We start from the raw sequence: 16,622 nt of genomic DNA on the forward strand, positions 1-16,622 counted from the left end.
GTCGTTAAAACGTGAGCGCTTCTTACGTCGATTTCCGTTGCAGTACGGTGAATGCCAACACGACCCACGCGCAGGCAAGGTAAAATAACTATACCTTGGAAAGGAGAAACTACGCTCAGCGTAAAGAGCTTTTGGTGCGGTCGGGGCGCACCACATCCTCCACTTTATATCAGCGCATGAGTCGAGTAAAACCCCATACAATATAGGCGATGGTATACTTGTGCGCTTTCCTTAGACGGGGTATCGATCTAAAAGTGGACCACAGAATGGACCACGGGATTCACCACGGAGACGATAGGGCGCGAGAGATTGGAGGATGCAGAATGCAGAGCTGCGACCAAGGATATGCAGGACGGCGGGGGATTGTTCCTGAAGGTCGATGGGCAGTCAAAAAGCTAGGTGTATCGATATCAGCTCAAAAAGAAGCGCCGCAAAATTGGCTTCGGCCCCTACCCTGTCATATCGCTCAAAGCGGCGCTTGAGCGCCACAGGGAGGCTCAGTTCTTGGTTAAGCAAGGCACACACACCCTTGGCCACTGGAGGGCGCTCACGCGCCGGGGAGGGCTCTCCACGAGATCGCCCAAGCCTACCTTGGAACGAAGCAGAAGTTGAAACGCGGCGGCGAGGCAGGACGATGGATGTCGCCACTTGAAACGCACATTTTCCCCACGCTCGGCGACTTGTCGGTAATTGACCTAACGGTCGATAATGTCAGCGACACACTTCAACCGATCTGGCAGGACAAACACCCCACGGCGGTTAAGGCGCTCACGCGCCTTGGACAGATTATCCGTTGGTCGGGAGGGAGGCCGGGACACTCGCATCGACGTAACGCTGTCCAACCGCGTGAATGAGAACCTTGGCGAGGTCGCCCAAAGCATGCATAATTGGGCTGCCCTCTGTTCTGAGGTCGAGCTCCCGTTAAGATCACAGGATAGCTGTGAACAAGGGAGATAGATGATGGAATACTTTGTTGGACTAGATGTTTCGCTTCGAAACTGTGCGCTTTGCATTGTTGATAGCAAGGGGACGATGCTGTTGGAGCGCGAACTGCCGTGTGAGATCAAGGATATTACAGAATGCCTTGCAAGTTTTCGGCATCCGATTGAGTGGGTCGGCTTTGAAGCGGGCACGATGAGCCAGCACCTTTTCTATGGCCTGAAGGCAGAAGGCTTTGATGTGGTCTGCATGGAGGCCCGTCAGGTCAATGCGGCGCTGTCAGCGATGCGCAACAAGACGGATAAGAATGATGCACGCGGCATTGCTCAAGTCCTGCGCACGGGTTGGTTCAGTCCTGTGTGTATAGGTTCAGGTGTTTTGAGACTCACACGACTTTGGCCTGAGTGATTCGAATTTACTCCATTGGTGTCTTGCCTTTCAAGGCATGATGAGGCCTGAATGTGTTGTATTTATCGACGGCTTTTCGAAGTTCAAACCGCATCGCTCCTATGCTGTCGGCAATGAGATCACGACATGCATAGAACTCTTCGCGGAAGGTGCGGTTACCGCGCTCGACACCACCGTTGTATTTTGGCCTTGCTGGCGGCAGCACAATGAGCGGGATCTCCATCTGTTCGCACGCTGTCTCAAAATCGGCCATAAACTCAGACCCGCCATCGACTTGAATTGAGATGATCTTATAGGGAGCTATTTCCACGAGTTCTTGCAAAAACCGTTTGGCAGAGCGTGCCGTGGCATTCGAATAAACTTGCGCGTGGATATGCTTGCTACACCTCTCCCAGGCTTGAAAGTGTTTGCACGTGACGCCGTTCTTCGTGGCAGTCATATGATCGATCTGCACACGCTCGCCAACCACAATATCTTTGTAATCCCTATATTTCCATCCCTTGGCATGCCCCTTGGAAAAATTACGCTTGCGCTTTTGGGGCGCAGATCTTGATCGTGTGATCAGGCCTTTTTTCCTTAGAAAGCTCAAAATGCGCCCCACGGTGCTATCGCTCATGGTTTGCTTTTTGTCGCGACGCAAGATGGCCCCTATTTTCTCCTTACCGTAGGTTTCATTGTCGCGGCGGGCCTCAAGCACCAATTGCTTTTCTGCCTCGCCCCACTGTGACTTGTTGCAGCGTTTGGGAGCCTTTGAAGGCGGTATGATTGCCTGCGCCAAATCCTTCAAAATACGCTTGTGACGGTAATATGTCGCGCGCGAGATGCCGACGAATTCAGCGCACTTTGATAGAGAAACGCCCTCTGTACGTAAGTCGTCCCATTGCCGAACCTGACATTCGTATTTGATACGGTACACGTCCAAACATTCTTGTGTCCGCGCCCAAGCATAAAGTTTATAAACGTTCTTGTGCAGTCCGATGATTTGCATATTGGCCTCGTGAGCTGGTTTCTTTCAATTCTCAGTCTCCGAGGTCGCCTAAATCTTGGCAACAAAATTTTATCTCACATCTATCTGAACTTATTCAGGTCATAGGATGTTGCGATGGACATACGAAGCAGGCACCACAGTAGCGAGGACCGTGGTGTGATATTAGCCGAGCATAATAGGGGCAGCAGTCAGCGGTCCATCGGGCAGATTTTGCAACGCCCAGTAAGCACGATTTGCCGTGAGTTGGCGCGGGGTCGGCAGGAAGACGGCAGCTATTGCCCGCAAGCAGCACGGCAGGCCTAAGAGACCACACAGTTCGGCCTTAAAAACTGCGTTTGTGACTTCTGGAATATGGCGCGTGGATGCTGCAAACGCGGCGAATGACCATTTCGCGTCATCCAAGATATTTGAAGTGGTCCTGGTTTTTAGGACAACACCTGCGTCCAGAACGCAAAAAGGCCCCACGCCATGAAGGGGCCTTCGCATCGCAATGGTACGACTTAGTTGATCGGAGACAACAGCGCTGGATAAAGCACAAGGTTGCGCACACCGTGCGCATGGCCTTCGTCAAAGATGTTGTCCGCATACCATGCGCCAACAGAGTTGATGTCTACCTTGATCACGTCAGGACGCACAGACCAACTGACCTGTAACGGAGATCCAGCTTCGTTGTAGCTTGGCCCAGTTGTCGACCCGTCATATGCGATTGGCGTGCCAGTGCCCAGTGTGTCAGGGATGTTGTCCGCTGCTCTATTTTTCTCTAATTTTCAGGTGGGCGGATTAGGACAATGACATGGGATATTCACTGGAACGAAAAGCAGCTGTGCTGAAACGGATGCTTCCGCCGAACAACGTGGCCATTCGGCAGCTTTCGCAGGAGGAAGGGATTTCGGAGGCGACGCTTTTCTCTTGGCGTGCTCAGGCGCGCAACAAGGGGCAGCTTTTGCCTGACGCTGATGCGAGCCCTGAGGGCTGGTCTTCACGTGACAAGTTTGCGGCGGTGTTGGAAACTGCTGCGCTGAACGAGGCTGACCTAGCCGAATACTGCCGCAAACGCGGCCTTTACCCGGCGCAGATTGCCATGTGGCGAGTTGCTTGCGAGCAGGCCAACGACTGGGACCGCACGAGTGCAGCACGTCTTGTGCGTGCGACCAAGGAAGACAAGAAACGGATGAAAGATTTGGAACGCGAGCTTGCTCGCAAGGATCGCGCACTGGCCGAAACTGCAGCACTGCTTGTTCTGCGAAAAAAGGCCTCAGCGATCTGGGGGGACGGAGAGGACGCATGATCAGCACCCCAGATCGCCAAACCGCAGTTGCTCTGATCAATGAGGCCGTCACCGCAGGAGCGCGGCGCGCCAAAGCCTGTTCCGAGTTGGAAATCAGCGAACGCACTCTGCGGCGCTGGACAAAAGACGGCGAGGTTCGCCCTGATAAGCGCCCCCTCGTGCCGCGTGCGGAACCAGCAAACGCGTTGAGTACGGCAGAACGCGCGGCTGTTCTAGATGTCTGTAATTCAAAGGAGTTCTCTAGCCTTCCCCCAAGTCAGATTGTGCCAAAGCTAGCCGATCAGGGTCGATATCTGGCCTCGGAATCGAGTTTCTACCGCATTTTGCGCGCCAATGGATTGCAGCATCACCGGGGTCGAGCCAAGTCCCCAGTCAAGCGTAAGAAGCCCACAAGCTATCAGGCCAGTGCGCCCTGTGAGGTCTGGACCTGGGACATTACCTGGATGCCGGGACCTGTCGCAGGCATGTTCTTCTATCTGTATCTGATCGTGGACATCTTCAGCCGGAAGATCGTGGGCTGTACATCCATGAGCGTGAAAGTGCGGATCTGGCTGCCATTCTGATCCGGCAAGCAGTGCTAGCGGAGGGCTGTCAGTTGCGCCCCTTGGTTCTGCACGCTGACAACGGCAGTCCTATGAAGGGCGCCACGATGAAGGTGACGATGGAAAAACTAGGGATCACGGCCTCCTACAGTCGCCCTCGCGTAAGCAACGACAACCCTTTCTCAGAGGCGTTGTTCCGAACCTGCAAATACCGCCCGGACTGGCCGACCAAGGGCTTTGCCACCAAGGCGGATGCTCAAACCTGGGTCCAAACCTTCGCTGGTTGGTACAATAGTGAACACCTGCACAGCGCCATCCGCTTCGTCACGCCGAATGCGTGCCACGCAGGTCATGATCGTGCAACGCTCACAAATCGTGCCAATCTCTATGCCACTGCTCGCGCGCAAAACCCGCAACGCTGGTCAAGAAAAACCCGAAACTGGCAACCAGCAGGACCCGTCTGGCTGAACCCAGAAAACGAAATCAGCGCCTCTGAAATCAGAGACGCTGCATGAAATCGGCGGACAACACCTTTGACAAACACCGAGTGTTGCTTGGCAGGTTTGGCGCTTGCCAGTATCCACTGACCTCTTCAACGGTCGCTAGCTCAACAAAATTGAATGCCGCTGCGTCGTTAATTAGCACCATCACCTGGGTCTCAACACGCAGCTGTGGGTTGGCGAGCGCTTCGGACAGGCAAGACCCAAGCGTAGGGCCATGTGTCACCTGTGCGGTCGTGTGGACGTAGTGCACTTCGATGGTCATGCCCGGCTCAAGTAAACCCTTTTCACCTGCGCCGATAGGGGCATCGACAGGTGCCAGTTCTGTATCTGCCAACTCGCCATCATAGCCAAAACCAGTGCCGTAGCCCTTGCCGTCGCCATTCCCAAGAGATGTGGTAAAACTACCGCCTTTGTGCTCTGCTCCTTCGTGGAGGTGGATGTTGCAAATGTTCATCTCTTCATAGGCGGGCGCGTCGTTAAAGCTACGCATGTTTTCACCCACAGCAGATGTCAGATCGCGCGGTGCCTGTGGACCAAAGCCCTGACCGTCCGTATTGGCGGCCAGTGCAGCACGGTGCGACGCGATGACATCATCACCCACTTCGGTTCTATTTTCGGCAATAACGGATGTTGCTGTCACTGTTGCCAGAATGCCGAAGGTGGCGAATCTTCTTCTGTACATTGTCATTTATTTCTCCAAATAGTCATACTTTACTCCTGCGCCTGAATTGACCTGACGATTTTGGGCCTGCGATTCACTTCGTCGCATGGCCAAAGGCGGTTCAGTCTGTATTTTGAGTTTATGAGCAAGCAATACAAAACAGTCTCCTTATCCGACGAGCAGCGCATAGCACTTGAAGCGCTTTGCCGCCGCCGCAAAGTTGACGCCCTTGTTTGGAAACGGGCGCGCGCGTTTTTTCTTTTGGACGCAGGAGAAGACGCCGGAACGGTTTGCCGGATTTTGGATATTGGCCCGACAGTTTTGACGGAGTGGCGATTAGCCTTTGCCGGTGCGGGACTATCGTTTTTCGGTCTGAAGGACTACAGCCAGCGTCAGGGTCATTTGTCCGTCGTGCAAGAGCAGGCGGTGAGAGCCCATTTCACCGCGCAGCCTGCCCGCAATGCCGATGAGGTCTGTGCCTATGTTCTAGCCGAGTGCGACCAAAACTACAGCACGTCGGGAGCCGCCAAGCTGATGCGCCGCCTGGGGTTCGCGTATAAGAAACCACAATTGCTGCCTGCACAGGCCGATGAAGCCAAGCAGGCTGCGTTTATTGCCAAATATGAGGCCCTGATGAACGGGTTGGCCGCAGATGAGATGGTTGTCTTTTCGGACGCTGTCCACCCCGAACACCAGAGCCGCCCCGCCCATGGTTGGTTCCCCAAGGGACAAAAGACGGCCCTGAAGGCGACATCAGGGCGCAAGCGGCTCAACATTCAGGGCGCGCTTGACCTTGAGACTTTCCAGGTCACCTTTGTGGAAGGCGAGAAGATCAATGCCCAGACAACCCGACAGATGCTGGAAAAGTTGGAACGCAACAACCAAACCAAGACGGCCATCCACGTCTTTGTCGACAATGCCCGCTATCATCATGCCAAGATACTACAGCCATGGCTGGACAGCCCAGAACGTCGGGTGAAGTTGCATTTCTTGCCAGCATATGCCCCGCACCTCAACCCGATCGAGCGTCTTTGGGGTGTTATGCACAAATGGGTCACCCACAATCGGCACTATGCAACGTTCAACCAATTCACAGAGGCCATTTTCGACTTCTTCCGCAAGACCCTGCCAGAAAAATGGCCAGAGTTCCGCGACACCGTCACCGACAACTTCCGCGTCATATCGCTCAAGGAATACAAAGTGATTTGAGGGGAAAACCTCAGGTCAATTCAGGCGCGGGAGTATAGATAGGATTCTAAATTGCGTGATGCAAAACGGACACAAGGAACAACCGCGGAATTTCCACAACCACTGGCTGCACAAATCTGGCAAGCGAAGTACCGATATGCGACGGCTGGGGGCATAGTTGACCAGACGTTGGACGAAACTTGGGCGCGGGTCGCGAACGGTTTGGCAGCCCACAAAGCCTTAGCGGTGCGGGACAAAGTGGTCACCGACTTCCATGCCGCGATGCACGATTTCAAGGTGCTTCCGGGGGGGCGGATTTTGTCGGGCTGCGGCACGGCGCGCCATGTGACCCTGTGCAATACCTTCGTGATGCGCACAATTCCCGATTCCGTTGACGGGATCATGGACACCCTCAAGGACGCGGCGTTAACGATGCAGATGGGCGGTGGCGTTGGCTTTGATTTCTCGATGTTGCGGCCGTCCGGCACCGTCGTGCGCGGTCTTGATTGCCGCGCGGCAGGGCCACTTGCAGCGATGGATATCTTTGACGCCACCTGCAAAATGATTGTCAGCGGGATGGGGCGCGGCGCGATGATGGCGACGATGCGGTGCGATCATCCCAACATAGAAGCCTTTATCAACGCCAAATCCGACCGCACGCGGCTGCGTAATTTCAACATGTCCGTCATGGCGACGAACGAATTCATGGCTGCAATCGCGGCCGATGAAACATGGGATCTGGTTTGGCAAGGAGCCGTGATGCGCCGCCTGCGGGCCCGTGATCTGTGGAATGCGATCATGAAACAGACCTACGCGGCAGCTGAACCCGGGGTTTTGTTCATCGACAGGATCAACGCGGTCAACCCGCTGCGCTATCTTGAAGTCATAGCGGCGACCAATTCGTGCGCCGAACAGCCCCTGCCCCCCAATGGCACCTGCCCGCTGGCGTCCATAAACCTCGCGCAGTTGGTAAGCGCGCCGTTCACCACTGACGCGCGACTGGATGTCACACAATTGCGCCAGCTGGTGCGGGTGGCGGTTCGCATGTTCGACAATTCGTTGGATGTGTCACGCTTCGCATTGGATGCACAAAGACAACAGGCGCAAGATCAGCGACGCATCGGAGTTGGTGTTACGGGTGTGGCGAATGCAATTGCAATGATGGGTGTGCGGTATGGGTCGTCAAAGGCGGTGTTTTTGCTCGGCAGTTGGATGCAAACGATCCAGAATGCGGCCTACGGCGCCTCCGCCCTTTTGGCGAATGAACGCGGGGCTTTCCCGCTCTATGACGCCGATAAACATTTGGCATCACGGGGCATTCAGGCCCTGAATCAAGACATTCGCGCGTTGGTGGAACAACACGGGCTTCGCAACGGCACGCTGACGACAATTGCACCCACGGGGACCACATCCATGTTTGCAGAAAATGTGTCATCGGGAATCGAGCCAATATTTTCGACCTCGTTCACGCGCACGATCACCAAAGCCAACGGTGAAAAATCAAGTGAGCGGGTCATGGATTATGCGGCGTGGCAGTTTGCACAGATATACGGGCCTAACGCGGCCCTTCCCGACAGTTTCGTGACCGTCGCGGACCTGTCACCCGATGATCACATCGCCATGCAAGCAGCCGCGCAGGAATGGATCGACAGCGGCATTTCTAGGACCGTGAATTGCCCCGAAGACATCCCGTTTGAGGCATTCAAAGGCATTTACCGCGCGGCTTATGATGCCGGCTGCAAGGGCTGCACGACCTATCGGCCCAATGCGACCACCGGATCGGTGTTGTCGCTGTGACCCGCTTAGCGTCCTTTTGGCGTCGCGTGATGCGGACGCAGGACTGGCAGCCGACACATCGCCACCACAAGGGAGGGCTTTACCGTTTGATCGGCCCCGCCGTTCTTGAGACCGATCGATCCGACGTGGTGATTTATGACGATGCAAACGGCGCGGTCTGGGTGCGCCCAGTGGAAGAGTTCAATGACGGGCGGTTCAGCCAGCTGTAATGGGCCAGATTACTTGACCACGGTCACGCCAACGGCTTGCGAATACAGTGTCATCGGGCCAAAACTGCTTAGAAACGACACCTCTGCTGCGTCCAAGCCAACGCCGATCCGCACAGTTTCGTCCGCGCGCGCCATGCCGGTCGGGTCCACAAGATGCCACGCGTCGTCCAGATAGACTTCGGCGACGGCGTGAAAATCCTGCGGTTTAACGTTTGGCGCATATGCGCTGACAAAGCGGGCTGGAATGGCCGCAGCGCGGGCCAGTGAAATCAGCACATGGGCATAATCACGACACACACCCTGGCGATTGGCATAGCTATCAACGGCCGTGGTTCGGGCATCACTGGACCCGATAACATATTCAAAATTATTGAAAATCATATCGCGTATAGCGGCGATCCGCGTGCCACCCGACAGGTGATCGAAACCAGCTCCAACAAGGTCCTGAACCTCATCGGGGAGGCAATAGCGCGACGGCATCAAATAGCGCACCACATCACCCGGTAATTTATGGGGGGCAACCGCGGCCAGCGTCGACATATCGTGAACGGGGCGGGTCACGTCGATCTGTGCGCTGTAGGAATAGGCCAGATTACCCGTGGTGCGCAGCAAGGTGCGCCGGCCGATGCCAGCCTCGGCGTCAACAGTTCTGATGTGTTCAATAGGTGACATCGTGACCGTTTCGTCAAGCACGCGCTGATCGGCAAGGTTTGGCGCCTGAACCTGCATAAAAACATCCGTCGGTTGAGCCATCCGGTACTCAAATTGAACGTCGATATTGAGGATCATGGCTGCAAGCTTTCTAGATGTGGCTTGGGTGCGACCTAGTCTGCAAGCCAAACGGCCGCAAGGTGGGCGTTGCGTACCAATATGTCGTATTTGCACCTCTAAATGTCCGTTCCCCAAAGGACGGTAGCAGATGGAAAGTCCAATGTGTGAGAAAGGGGATAAATCACATGCGCTATTCCGGTTTTCAGGTCATCAAACAGGCGCTGAGCGGTCACAAGGGCTGGACGCCTGCATGGAGCGATCCTGAACCGCAGCCGCACTATGACATCATCATTATTGGGGGCGGCGGGCACGGACTAGCCACGGCGTATTATCTTGCGAAAGAATTTGGCGGCAAGCGCATTGCCGTGCTGGAAAAGGGCTGGATTGGCGGCGGCAATGTTGGGCGGAATACGACCATTATCCGGTCCAACTACCTGCTTGATGGCAATGAGCCGTTCTATGAATTTTCGCTTAAGCTGTGGGAGGGATTGGAGCAGAATTTCAACTACAACGCGATGATTTCCCAGCGCGGCATCCTGAATCTGATCCATACCGACGCACAGCGCGATGCGTTTATCCGGCGGGGCAATGCGATGTTACTGAACGGTGCGGACGCCGAAATGCTGACCACCGCACAGATCAAGAAACGCTACCCCTATCTAAACACCGAAGATGCGCGGTTCCCGATCAAGGGTGGTTTGGCCCAACATCGCGGCGGCACCGTGCGCCACGACGCGGTGGCGTGGGGGTATGCCCGCGGGGCGGACAGCCGCGGCGTTGATATCATCCAGAACTGCGAAGTGACGGGGTTCAAAATCGAGAACGGCAAGGTTTTGGGCGTGGAAACGTCGCGCGGGTTCATCGGGGCGGGCAAGGTCGGCTGCGCCGTTGCGGGGTCATCGTCGCGATTGATGTCAAAGGCAAATATGCGCTTGCCGATGGAAAGCCACGTGTTGCAGGCGTTCGTCTCTGAGGGTCTGAAACCCGTCATGGCTGGCGTCGTGACGTTTGGTGCAGGGCATTTCTATTGCAGCCAGTCGGACAAGGGCGGGTTGGTGTTTGGCGGCGATCTGGACGGGTACAATTCCTATGCCCAGCGCGGCAACCTTCCTGTGGTTGAGGACGTCTGCGAGGGGGGCATGGCAATCTTTCCCGCCTTTGGGCGGGCGCGACTGTTGCGGATGTGGGGCGGCGTCATGGATATGTCGATGGACGGGTCCCCGATTATCGACAAAACCCATATCGACGGGCTCTATTTCAATGGGGGCTGGTGTTACGGCGGCTTTAAGGCGACCCCCGCGAGCGGGTATTGCTTTGCGCACTTGCTGGCGAAAGACGCGCCGCACCCGTTCGCGACGGACTACAGGTTTGATCGGTTCGAAAAAGGCCGGATGATCGACGAAAAAGGGGTGGGCAATCAGCCCAATCTGCATTGATCCACTCTCTTGCCCCTTCATCTTGCCCTTACAACTCAAATCCCACATCCACCCCACAAGGTGCCCTATGATTATTGATCACCCGCTTCTCGGCCCGCGCGACAGTTCGGAATTCACCTATCTGGGTGACGCAAAACTGATCGAACGCCCCGATCCTGACGCCGAAACCGCCACCCGTGATTTCTATGAATACGCCTACCTGCGCGACAACCCCGCGGGCTGGCACGAGGAACTATGGTTTCACGAGGCGGGCGATCGCAGCTGGCTTGTGGTGACGCGCAACACGCTAACCCATGAGATTTCCAAAGTTGAAATGGCGCGTGACGTGGCCCGCGGGAAGGGGCGGAGCAAATGACCCAAAAGAACAGGTTAGCCGGTGGGCAGATTAATACGGCCACACCGCTGAACTTCAAATTTGATGGCAAATCCTACACGGGGCATCAGGGCGACACTTTGGCGTCCGCGTTGCTCGCCAATGGGGTGCGGCTTATGGGGCGGTCGTTCAAATATCACCGTCCACGCGGGGTTCTCTCGGCGGGGTCTGAAGAGCCCAACGCTCTGGTGCAGTTGCGCAGTGGTGCGCGCCAGGAACCCAACACACGTGCGACGACGACTGAACTGTTCGACGGGTTGGTTGCCAAAAGCCAGAACCGTCTTGGATCGCTGCGCTTTGACGCGATGGCGATCAACGACCGGTTCTCGAACTTCCTGACAGCGGGCTTTTACTACAAAACATTCATGTGGCCCAAAGCGTTCTGGGAAAAGGTTTATGAGCCGATTATTCGCAAGGCTGCTGGCCTAGGATCGCTGTCTTTGCTCGACGATCCCGACGTCTATGACAAAGGGTTTTTGCACTGCGACTTGTTGGTGATCGGCGCTGGCCCTGCGGGTCTGATGGCGGCACTGACGGCGGGTCGATCAGGTGCCAATGTCATCCTCGCAGATGAAGATTTCACCTTTGGTGGGCGGCTGAATTCCGAGACGTTTGGCATTGGCGATGATGCGAGCGCGGTTTGGGCCGCAGGTGCCGTCACTGAACTGGCAAGTTTGCCAAACGTGCGCTTGATGGTGCGCACGACTGTGATTGGCGCGTTTGATCACGGAATTTACGGCGCGGTGGAACGGGTCAGCGACCACGTGGCCGTACCCGATGCCGGAAAACCACGCCAGATTTTGTGGCGCATTTATACCCAGCACACCGTGCTGGCAGCGGGGGCGATTGAACGCCCCATTGCATTTGAAAACAACGACCGTCCCGGCATCATGTTGGGGTCTGCGATCCGCACCTATGCGAACCGCTATGGCGTCGCGGCCGACAAGCGCGTGGCGATTTTCACCAACAATGACGACGGCCACCGCACCGCCGCCGATCTGCACGCAAAGGGTGTTAAGATTGCGGCCGTTGTGGATGTGCGCGCCGATGCGCCCAGAAGTATGGATTTTGAGGTTTTGCACGGGCAAGTCGTTGATACCAAGGGGCGACTTGGTTTGACCTTTGCGGATGTAAAGCTTGCCGATGGGACGATCCGCACCCTCGATATTGGCGCGCTTGGCATGTCGGGCGGGTGGAACCCGAACGTCCATATGACCTGCCATCAACGCGGTCGCCCGACATGGAACGCGGATTTGGCCGCGTTCGTTCCGGGTGGCACCCTGCCCGACGGGATGATCGTGGCGGGGGCGGCCAATGGCGATATGTCCACCGCTGGTGCGCTGCGTGGCGGAGCGCAAGCGGCGCGCGCGGCTTTGGGGCTGAAAGGGCGGTTGCCCAAATTGCCCGTAGCCGAAGATGCCCCCGTCAACCTGACGCCATTTTGGTACGTTGAAGGGTGCAGTCGCGCGTGGCTGGACCAACAGAACGACGTGACCGTAAAAGACGTGAAGCTGAGCCATCAAGAAGGGTTTCGATCTGTCGAACACCTGAAACGCTACACCACGCTGGGCATGGCAACCGATCAGGGCAAGACGTCCAATATGGGCGGGCTTGCGATTATGGCGGAACTGGCGGGCAAGACGATCCCGCAGGTCGGCACAACGATCTTCCGCCCCCCCTATACGCCCACCGCGATTGGTGTGCTGGCAGGACGACATCGTGGGCAGGATTTCCACCCAAAACGACTGACGCCAAGCCATACTTGGGCTGCAGAACAAGGCGCAGTGTTTGTTGAGGTCGGCAACTGGATGCGGGCGCAATGGTTCCCAAAAGAGGGTGAAACCCATTGGCGTGAAAGTGTTGATCGTGAGGTTCTCGCGACGCGCGGTTCCGTCGGCGTGTGCGATGTCACGACCTTGGGCAAAATTGATGTGCAAGGTGTGGACAGCGCCGATTTCCTTAACAAGATTTACTGCAACGGGTTCGCAAAACTCGCCGTCGGCAAGGTCCGTTACGGGTTGATGTTGCGCGAAGACGGAATTGCGCTGGATGATGGCACGGCGGGGCGATTGGCGGAGGATCATTTCGTCGTCACAACCACAACCGCCAATGCCCTGCCCGTCTATCGCCACATGGAATTCGTTCGCCAATGTCTGTTTCCCGACATGGACGTGCAGCTGATTTCGACCACTGAAGCTTGGGCGCAATACGCTGTCGCGGGGCCCAACAGCCGGAAACTGCTGGAAAAGATTGTAGATCAGGACATCAGCAATGACGCCTTCCCGTTCATGGCCTGCGCCAATATCACCATCTGTGGCGGTCTGCGCGCGCGGCTGTTCCGCATTTCGTTCAGCGGTGAATTGGCGTTCGAGATTGCGGTGCCAACAGCCTACGGCGACGCGCTGATGCGAAAGATCATGGAAGCTGGTGCTGAATTCGACGTGACCCCATATGGCACCGAAGCGCTTGGCGTGATGCGGATGGAAAAGGGTCATGCGACGGGCAATGAGTTGAACGGCACAACCAGCGCGCTGAACCTTGGCATGGGGCGCATGGTGTCCACGGCCAAAGACAGCATCGGATCAGTTTTGTCGCGGCGGGACGGAATGAACGCAGCCGATGCTTTGATGCAAGTGGGTATCAAACCACTGGATTTAGGCGATCCCGTGCCAGCAGGTGCGCACCTGATGAACGCTGACGGACCTGTCGATGCGGCCCATGATCAGGGCTATGTGACATCCGCCTGCTATTCGCCCAATCTTGGCCACGCCATTGGTCTGGCGTTCATCAAAGACGGGTCCAACCGGATCGGCGAAAAGATGCGCCTTGTCAGCCCGCTGACGGGCGTCGACGTTGCAGTGGAAATTGTCAGCGCGCACTTTATTGACCCAAAGGGGGAGCGGCTTCGTGCATAATCTTCAAACCATCACCGCCCTTGGCGGGGCGACCCCGCGTGTTGATGTGTTCAACCACATTACAATCACGGAAAATGATGGCGTCGCCTTGGCGTGTGTTGCGGTACGTTTGGGGCGCGAGGCTGCGTGCCGAAAGGTGCTGAAAAAGCTGCTTGGCGCCGTGCCCGAAACCGGACGCGCGGTACTGCATGACCCCGAAGCGGGGTTTTGCATGGGGCCAGATCAATGGATGCTTGGTGCCCCGCGGGTGAGCCATGAATTGATCGCCGATCAGCTTAAAACCTTGTTTGGCGACAATGCGTCTGTCACGGAGCAATCCGGCGCTTGGGTGTGTTTTGACATCACCGGCGCGGCGATGCGTAATATGTGCGAACGGCTTTGTGCTGTTCCAATTCGGCAGATGGTTGCAGGAGATGTGCGCCGCACGGTTATTCACCAGTTGGGATGTTTCGTGATCCGTCGCACGGCGGACGATCACGTGCGTATCTTTGGCCCCCGCGCGTCAGCGGCAACGTTGCATCACGCGCTGATGACAGCCGCTGCGTCGACCGCGTGACATTTGCAGTCTGCGCTAGGCCGATGGACAAGCGCAGCGCTGTCGCGGCGACGTCCCAGCAAGGGTGATCGACGTCACGGGTTTTGCAGCCTCAGCTGTCGTTTGGCAGGTGCCCGACTTTTACCAAAATCAGCGCGCCTTCGGGTCCGGTGTAGGGCGTGTGTTTGGAACCGTGCGGGCTGCGTATCCATGTACCCGAGGGGTAGTCGCCCAATTCATCGCGAAACGTTCCCTCAAGCACGAAAATTTCTTCCCCACCCCAATGGGTATGGGGATTGAACTGGGTGTCTGGTGCCCAACGGACAAGTGCGACGCTTTCGGTGCCATGGGCGTGTAGCGGCAGGACGCTTAGCCCAGCGACCATTCCGGGCCGGAACGCGGCGTTCGCGGTATCGATCACCACGGGGGCCAGATCATCGGGTTGAAACTGATGCAGTTTGACCAAGATCGTGCAGCCATCATCGCCGACAAAGGGCGAATGCGATGTGCCGATCGGGTTTCGCACATAGGTGCCTTTGGGATAGCTGCCATGTTCGTCGTTGAACGTGCCCTCAAGGACAATGAATTCTTCGCCACCGTCATGGGAATGCTGCGAAAAGCGTGAATTCGGGGCGTAGCGCACGATTGTTGTGGCGCGCGCGACTTCATCCCCGACGCGGTCCAACATCATGCGGTCAACGCCGGGCATGGGTGACGCACGCCAGTCTTCGTCACCGAGGTGGACGACCTCGCGCGTGGAAAAATCTGATCTGAGCTGCATGGTGTCCCCCTGTATTATGGTCTGTCGACTGTAGTCTTACGGCGGACGCGGGGCCAGACAAAGGTTGAATGCACGCCGCGTTCACGCGACATTGTGAATGACAAGTCCTGCCACCAACGAAAGTGATCAAACCGAAAATGTCTGGCATTGCCAAAGCCTACGTCGGGGCCCTGATCTATGATGGTCAGACCCTGCTTTCGTCGCACGCGCTTTTGGTGGGATCGGACGGGTGTTTCAGCATCGTACCGCTTGCCGCGGTGCCGGACGGCTGCCCCACGGTGACATTGGAGAGTGGTGTCATCACCGCCGGATTTGTAGATTTGCAGGTCAATGGCGGTGGCGGCGTGATGTTTAATGACGATCAATCGGTGGCCACGTTGCGCACGATTGCCGACGCCCACGCAACAACCGGAACGACGGCCATATTGGCGACCTTGATCACCGACACCCCTGCCCGCACCCGCGCGGCAATTGACGCGGTTGAACGCTCCATTGCCGAAGGGGTCAGCGGCATTGTGGGCATCCATCTTGAAGGTCCGCACCTGTCCGTTCCCCGCAAAGGCGCGCATGATGCCAATCTGATCCGCCCGATGGATGATGAAGACCTGTCCGTACTGCTGGCGGCTGCGGATCGGTTGGCAAACATCATGGTCACAGTCGCGCCAGAGAATATATCGCTCAAGCAGATAAAAAATCTGGCGGACGCGGGGATCGTGGTGTCGCTGGGCCATACAAACGCCGATATGGGCACGTGCCACGCGGCGTTTGACGCAGGCGCGCGCTGCGTCACGCATCTGTTCAACGCGATGAGCCAACTGACAAGCCGCGAACCCGGATTGGTCGGCGCGACCCTGTCGCGGGGTGACGTTTATGCTGGGCTGATCGCGGACGCCGTTCATGTCCACCCATCGACGATCAACGTGGCTTTGGCGGCGAAACCGCAATCGGATAAGATTTTTCTGGTGACGGATGCGATGGCAACGGCGGGATCGATGATCAATCACTTCACCCTCAACGGGCGCGATGTTTTTCGCAAAGACAATCGTCTGACATTGGCGGATGGCACGTTGGCTGGCGCTGATTTGGCGATGCCGCGCGCTGTGTCGGTGATGATGGATTTGGTGGGTGACAACATCAAGGCGGCGTTGTCCCGAGCAACGTCAACACCGGCAAGCTTGCTGCGCCAGCGCGGTGAATTCGGACGTATTGCAAGCGGATGCCGGAGTGTGATGTATTTTGGTGCTAACATGTCGGGGCCGACCGTATTGCAGGCGTGAGAGATCGCCCA

At 56.7% G+C, this 16,622-nt stretch carries 15 protein-coding genes and 3 pseudogenes; 13 read left to right on the forward strand and 5 right to left on the reverse strand.

Features of this window, described 5'->3' with window-relative positions; all coding sequences use genetic code 11:
- Window positions 1–399 precede the first annotated feature (399 nt).
- The 3 genes and pseudogenes from OA238_RS35090 to OA238_RS14565 form a co-directional block, all read left to right on the forward strand.
- A complete protein-coding gene (locus OA238_RS35090) occupies window positions 400–612 on the forward strand; it encodes an Arm DNA-binding domain-containing protein (RefSeq protein WP_420806463.1) in 213 nt (70 codons plus the stop codon).
- The gene (locus OA238_RS35095) at window positions 576–854 is read left to right on the forward strand and encodes a phage integrase central domain-containing protein (protein WP_420806497.1); all 279 of its coding nucleotides are present in this window, start codon (window positions 576–578) and stop codon (window positions 852–854) included. Before OA238_RS35090 ends, OA238_RS35095 begins: the two co-directional genes overlap by 37 nt.
- A gap of 106 nt (window positions 855–960) precedes the next feature.
- A pseudogene (locus OA238_RS14565) lies at window positions 961–1,299 on the forward strand (IS110 family transposase); the annotation flags it as partial.
- A 55-nt stretch (window positions 1,300–1,354) separates the two neighbouring features.
- Here OA238_RS14565 and OA238_RS14570 read toward each other — a convergent pair.
- Window positions 1,355–2,335: an integrase core domain-containing protein gene (locus OA238_RS14570; protein WP_015495755.1), complete on the reverse strand. Its 981-nt coding sequence runs from the start codon at window positions 2,333–2,335 to the stop codon at window positions 1,355–1,357.
- Window positions 2,336–2,449: 114 nt separating this feature from the next.
- Between OA238_RS14570 and OA238_RS30320 the strand changes: the two are divergent.
- A pseudogene (locus OA238_RS30320) lies at window positions 2,450–2,635 on the forward strand (helix-turn-helix domain-containing protein); the annotation flags it as partial.
- 200 nt (window positions 2,636–2,835) lie between these two features.
- Here the strand turns inward: OA238_RS30320 and OA238_RS34525 are convergent.
- Window positions 2,836–3,072 carry a delta-class carbonic anhydrase gene (locus OA238_RS34525; RefSeq protein WP_187293196.1) on the reverse strand — a complete coding sequence of 79 codons (237 nt, stop codon included), beginning with the start codon at window positions 3,070–3,072 and terminating at the stop codon, window positions 2,836–2,838.
- A 56-nt stretch (window positions 3,073–3,128) separates the two neighbouring features.
- Here OA238_RS34525 and OA238_RS14590 point away from each other — a divergent pair.
- Window positions 3,129–4,680, forward strand: a pseudogene (locus OA238_RS14590) (IS3 family transposase).
- Here OA238_RS14590 and OA238_RS14595 read toward each other — a convergent pair.
- The gene (locus tag OA238_RS14595; RefSeq protein WP_144055910.1) at window positions 4,664–5,356 is read right to left on the reverse strand and encodes a delta-class carbonic anhydrase; all 693 of its coding nucleotides are present in this window, start codon (window positions 5,354–5,356) and stop codon (window positions 4,664–4,666) included. The pseudogene OA238_RS14590 and the gene OA238_RS14595 overlap by 17 nt on opposite strands.
- Window positions 5,357–5,470: 114 nt before the next feature.
- Here OA238_RS14595 and OA238_RS14600 point away from each other — a divergent pair, with 114 nt between their 5' ends.
- From OA238_RS14600 to OA238_RS14610, 3 genes are read left to right on the forward strand one after another with little or no spacing between them, the layout of a single operon-like run.
- A complete protein-coding gene (locus OA238_RS14600) occupies window positions 5,471–6,538 on the forward strand; it encodes an IS630 family transposase (protein ID WP_015494121.1) in 1,068 nt (355 codons plus the stop codon).
- Window positions 6,539–6,589: 51 nt separating this feature from the next.
- A complete protein-coding gene (locus tag OA238_RS14605; RefSeq protein ID WP_015495756.1) occupies window positions 6,590–8,314 on the forward strand; it encodes an adenosylcobalamin-dependent ribonucleoside-diphosphate reductase in 1,725 nt (574 codons plus the stop codon).
- Window positions 8,315–8,343: 29 nt separating this feature from the next.
- Window positions 8,344–8,523 carry a DUF1653 domain-containing protein gene (locus OA238_RS14610; RefSeq protein ID WP_044038361.1) on the forward strand — a complete coding sequence of 60 codons (180 nt, stop codon included), beginning with the start codon at window positions 8,344–8,346 and terminating at the stop codon, window positions 8,521–8,523.
- Between the two features lie 9 nt (window positions 8,524–8,532).
- Here OA238_RS14610 and OA238_RS14615 read toward each other — a convergent pair whose 3' ends face one another.
- Window positions 8,533–9,276, reverse strand: coding sequence for a transglutaminase-like domain-containing protein (locus tag OA238_RS14615; protein WP_245581323.1), 744 nt, complete (start codon window positions 9,274–9,276; stop codon window positions 8,533–8,535).
- A gap of 203 nt (window positions 9,277–9,479) precedes the next feature.
- Here OA238_RS14615 and OA238_RS14620 point away from each other — a divergent pair, with 203 nt between their 5' ends.
- The 4 genes from OA238_RS14620 to OA238_RS14635 all read left to right on the forward strand — a co-directional run bounded on the left by OA238_RS14620 (window position 9,480) and on the right by OA238_RS14635 (window position 14,574).
- A complete protein-coding gene (locus OA238_RS14620; protein ID WP_015495758.1) occupies window positions 9,480–10,730 on the forward strand; it encodes a sarcosine oxidase subunit beta family protein in 1,251 nt (416 codons plus the stop codon).
- Window positions 10,731–10,797: 67 nt separating this feature from the next.
- Window positions 10,798–11,085, forward strand: a complete 288-nt coding sequence (locus tag OA238_RS14625) for a sarcosine oxidase subunit delta (protein ID WP_015495759.1) — start codon at window positions 10,798–10,800, stop codon at window positions 11,083–11,085.
- The gene (locus tag OA238_RS14630) at window positions 11,082–14,018 is read left to right on the forward strand and encodes a sarcosine oxidase subunit alpha family protein (protein ID WP_015495760.1); all 2,937 of its coding nucleotides are present in this window, start codon (window positions 11,082–11,084) and stop codon (window positions 14,016–14,018) included. Before OA238_RS14625 ends, OA238_RS14630 begins: the two co-directional genes overlap by 4 nt.
- Window positions 14,011–14,574 carry a sarcosine oxidase subunit gamma gene (locus tag OA238_RS14635; protein ID WP_015495761.1) on the forward strand — a complete coding sequence of 188 codons (564 nt, stop codon included), beginning with the start codon at window positions 14,011–14,013 and terminating at the stop codon, window positions 14,572–14,574. The genes OA238_RS14630 and OA238_RS14635 overlap by 8 nt, the downstream gene beginning before the upstream one ends.
- Window positions 14,575–14,665: 91 nt before the next feature.
- Here the strand turns inward: OA238_RS14635 and OA238_RS14640 are convergent, their stop codons facing one another.
- Window positions 14,666–15,334, reverse strand: a complete 669-nt coding sequence (locus OA238_RS14640; protein WP_015495762.1) for a cupin domain-containing protein — start codon at window positions 15,332–15,334, stop codon at window positions 14,666–14,668.
- Window positions 15,335–15,471: 137 nt separating this feature from the next.
- Here OA238_RS14640 and nagA point away from each other — a divergent pair, with 137 nt between their 5' ends.
- Window positions 15,472–16,611 (forward strand): N-acetylglucosamine-6-phosphate deacetylase, encoded by a 1,140-nt coding sequence (nagA, locus tag OA238_RS14645; protein WP_015495763.1) that lies wholly within the window; start codon window positions 15,472–15,474, stop codon window positions 16,609–16,611.
- Window positions 16,612–16,622 lie beyond the last annotated feature (11 nt).

Source organism: Octadecabacter arcticus 238 (assembly GCF_000155735.2).
Taxonomy (GTDB): Bacteria; Pseudomonadota; Alphaproteobacteria; order Rhodobacterales; family Rhodobacteraceae; genus Octadecabacter; species Octadecabacter arcticus.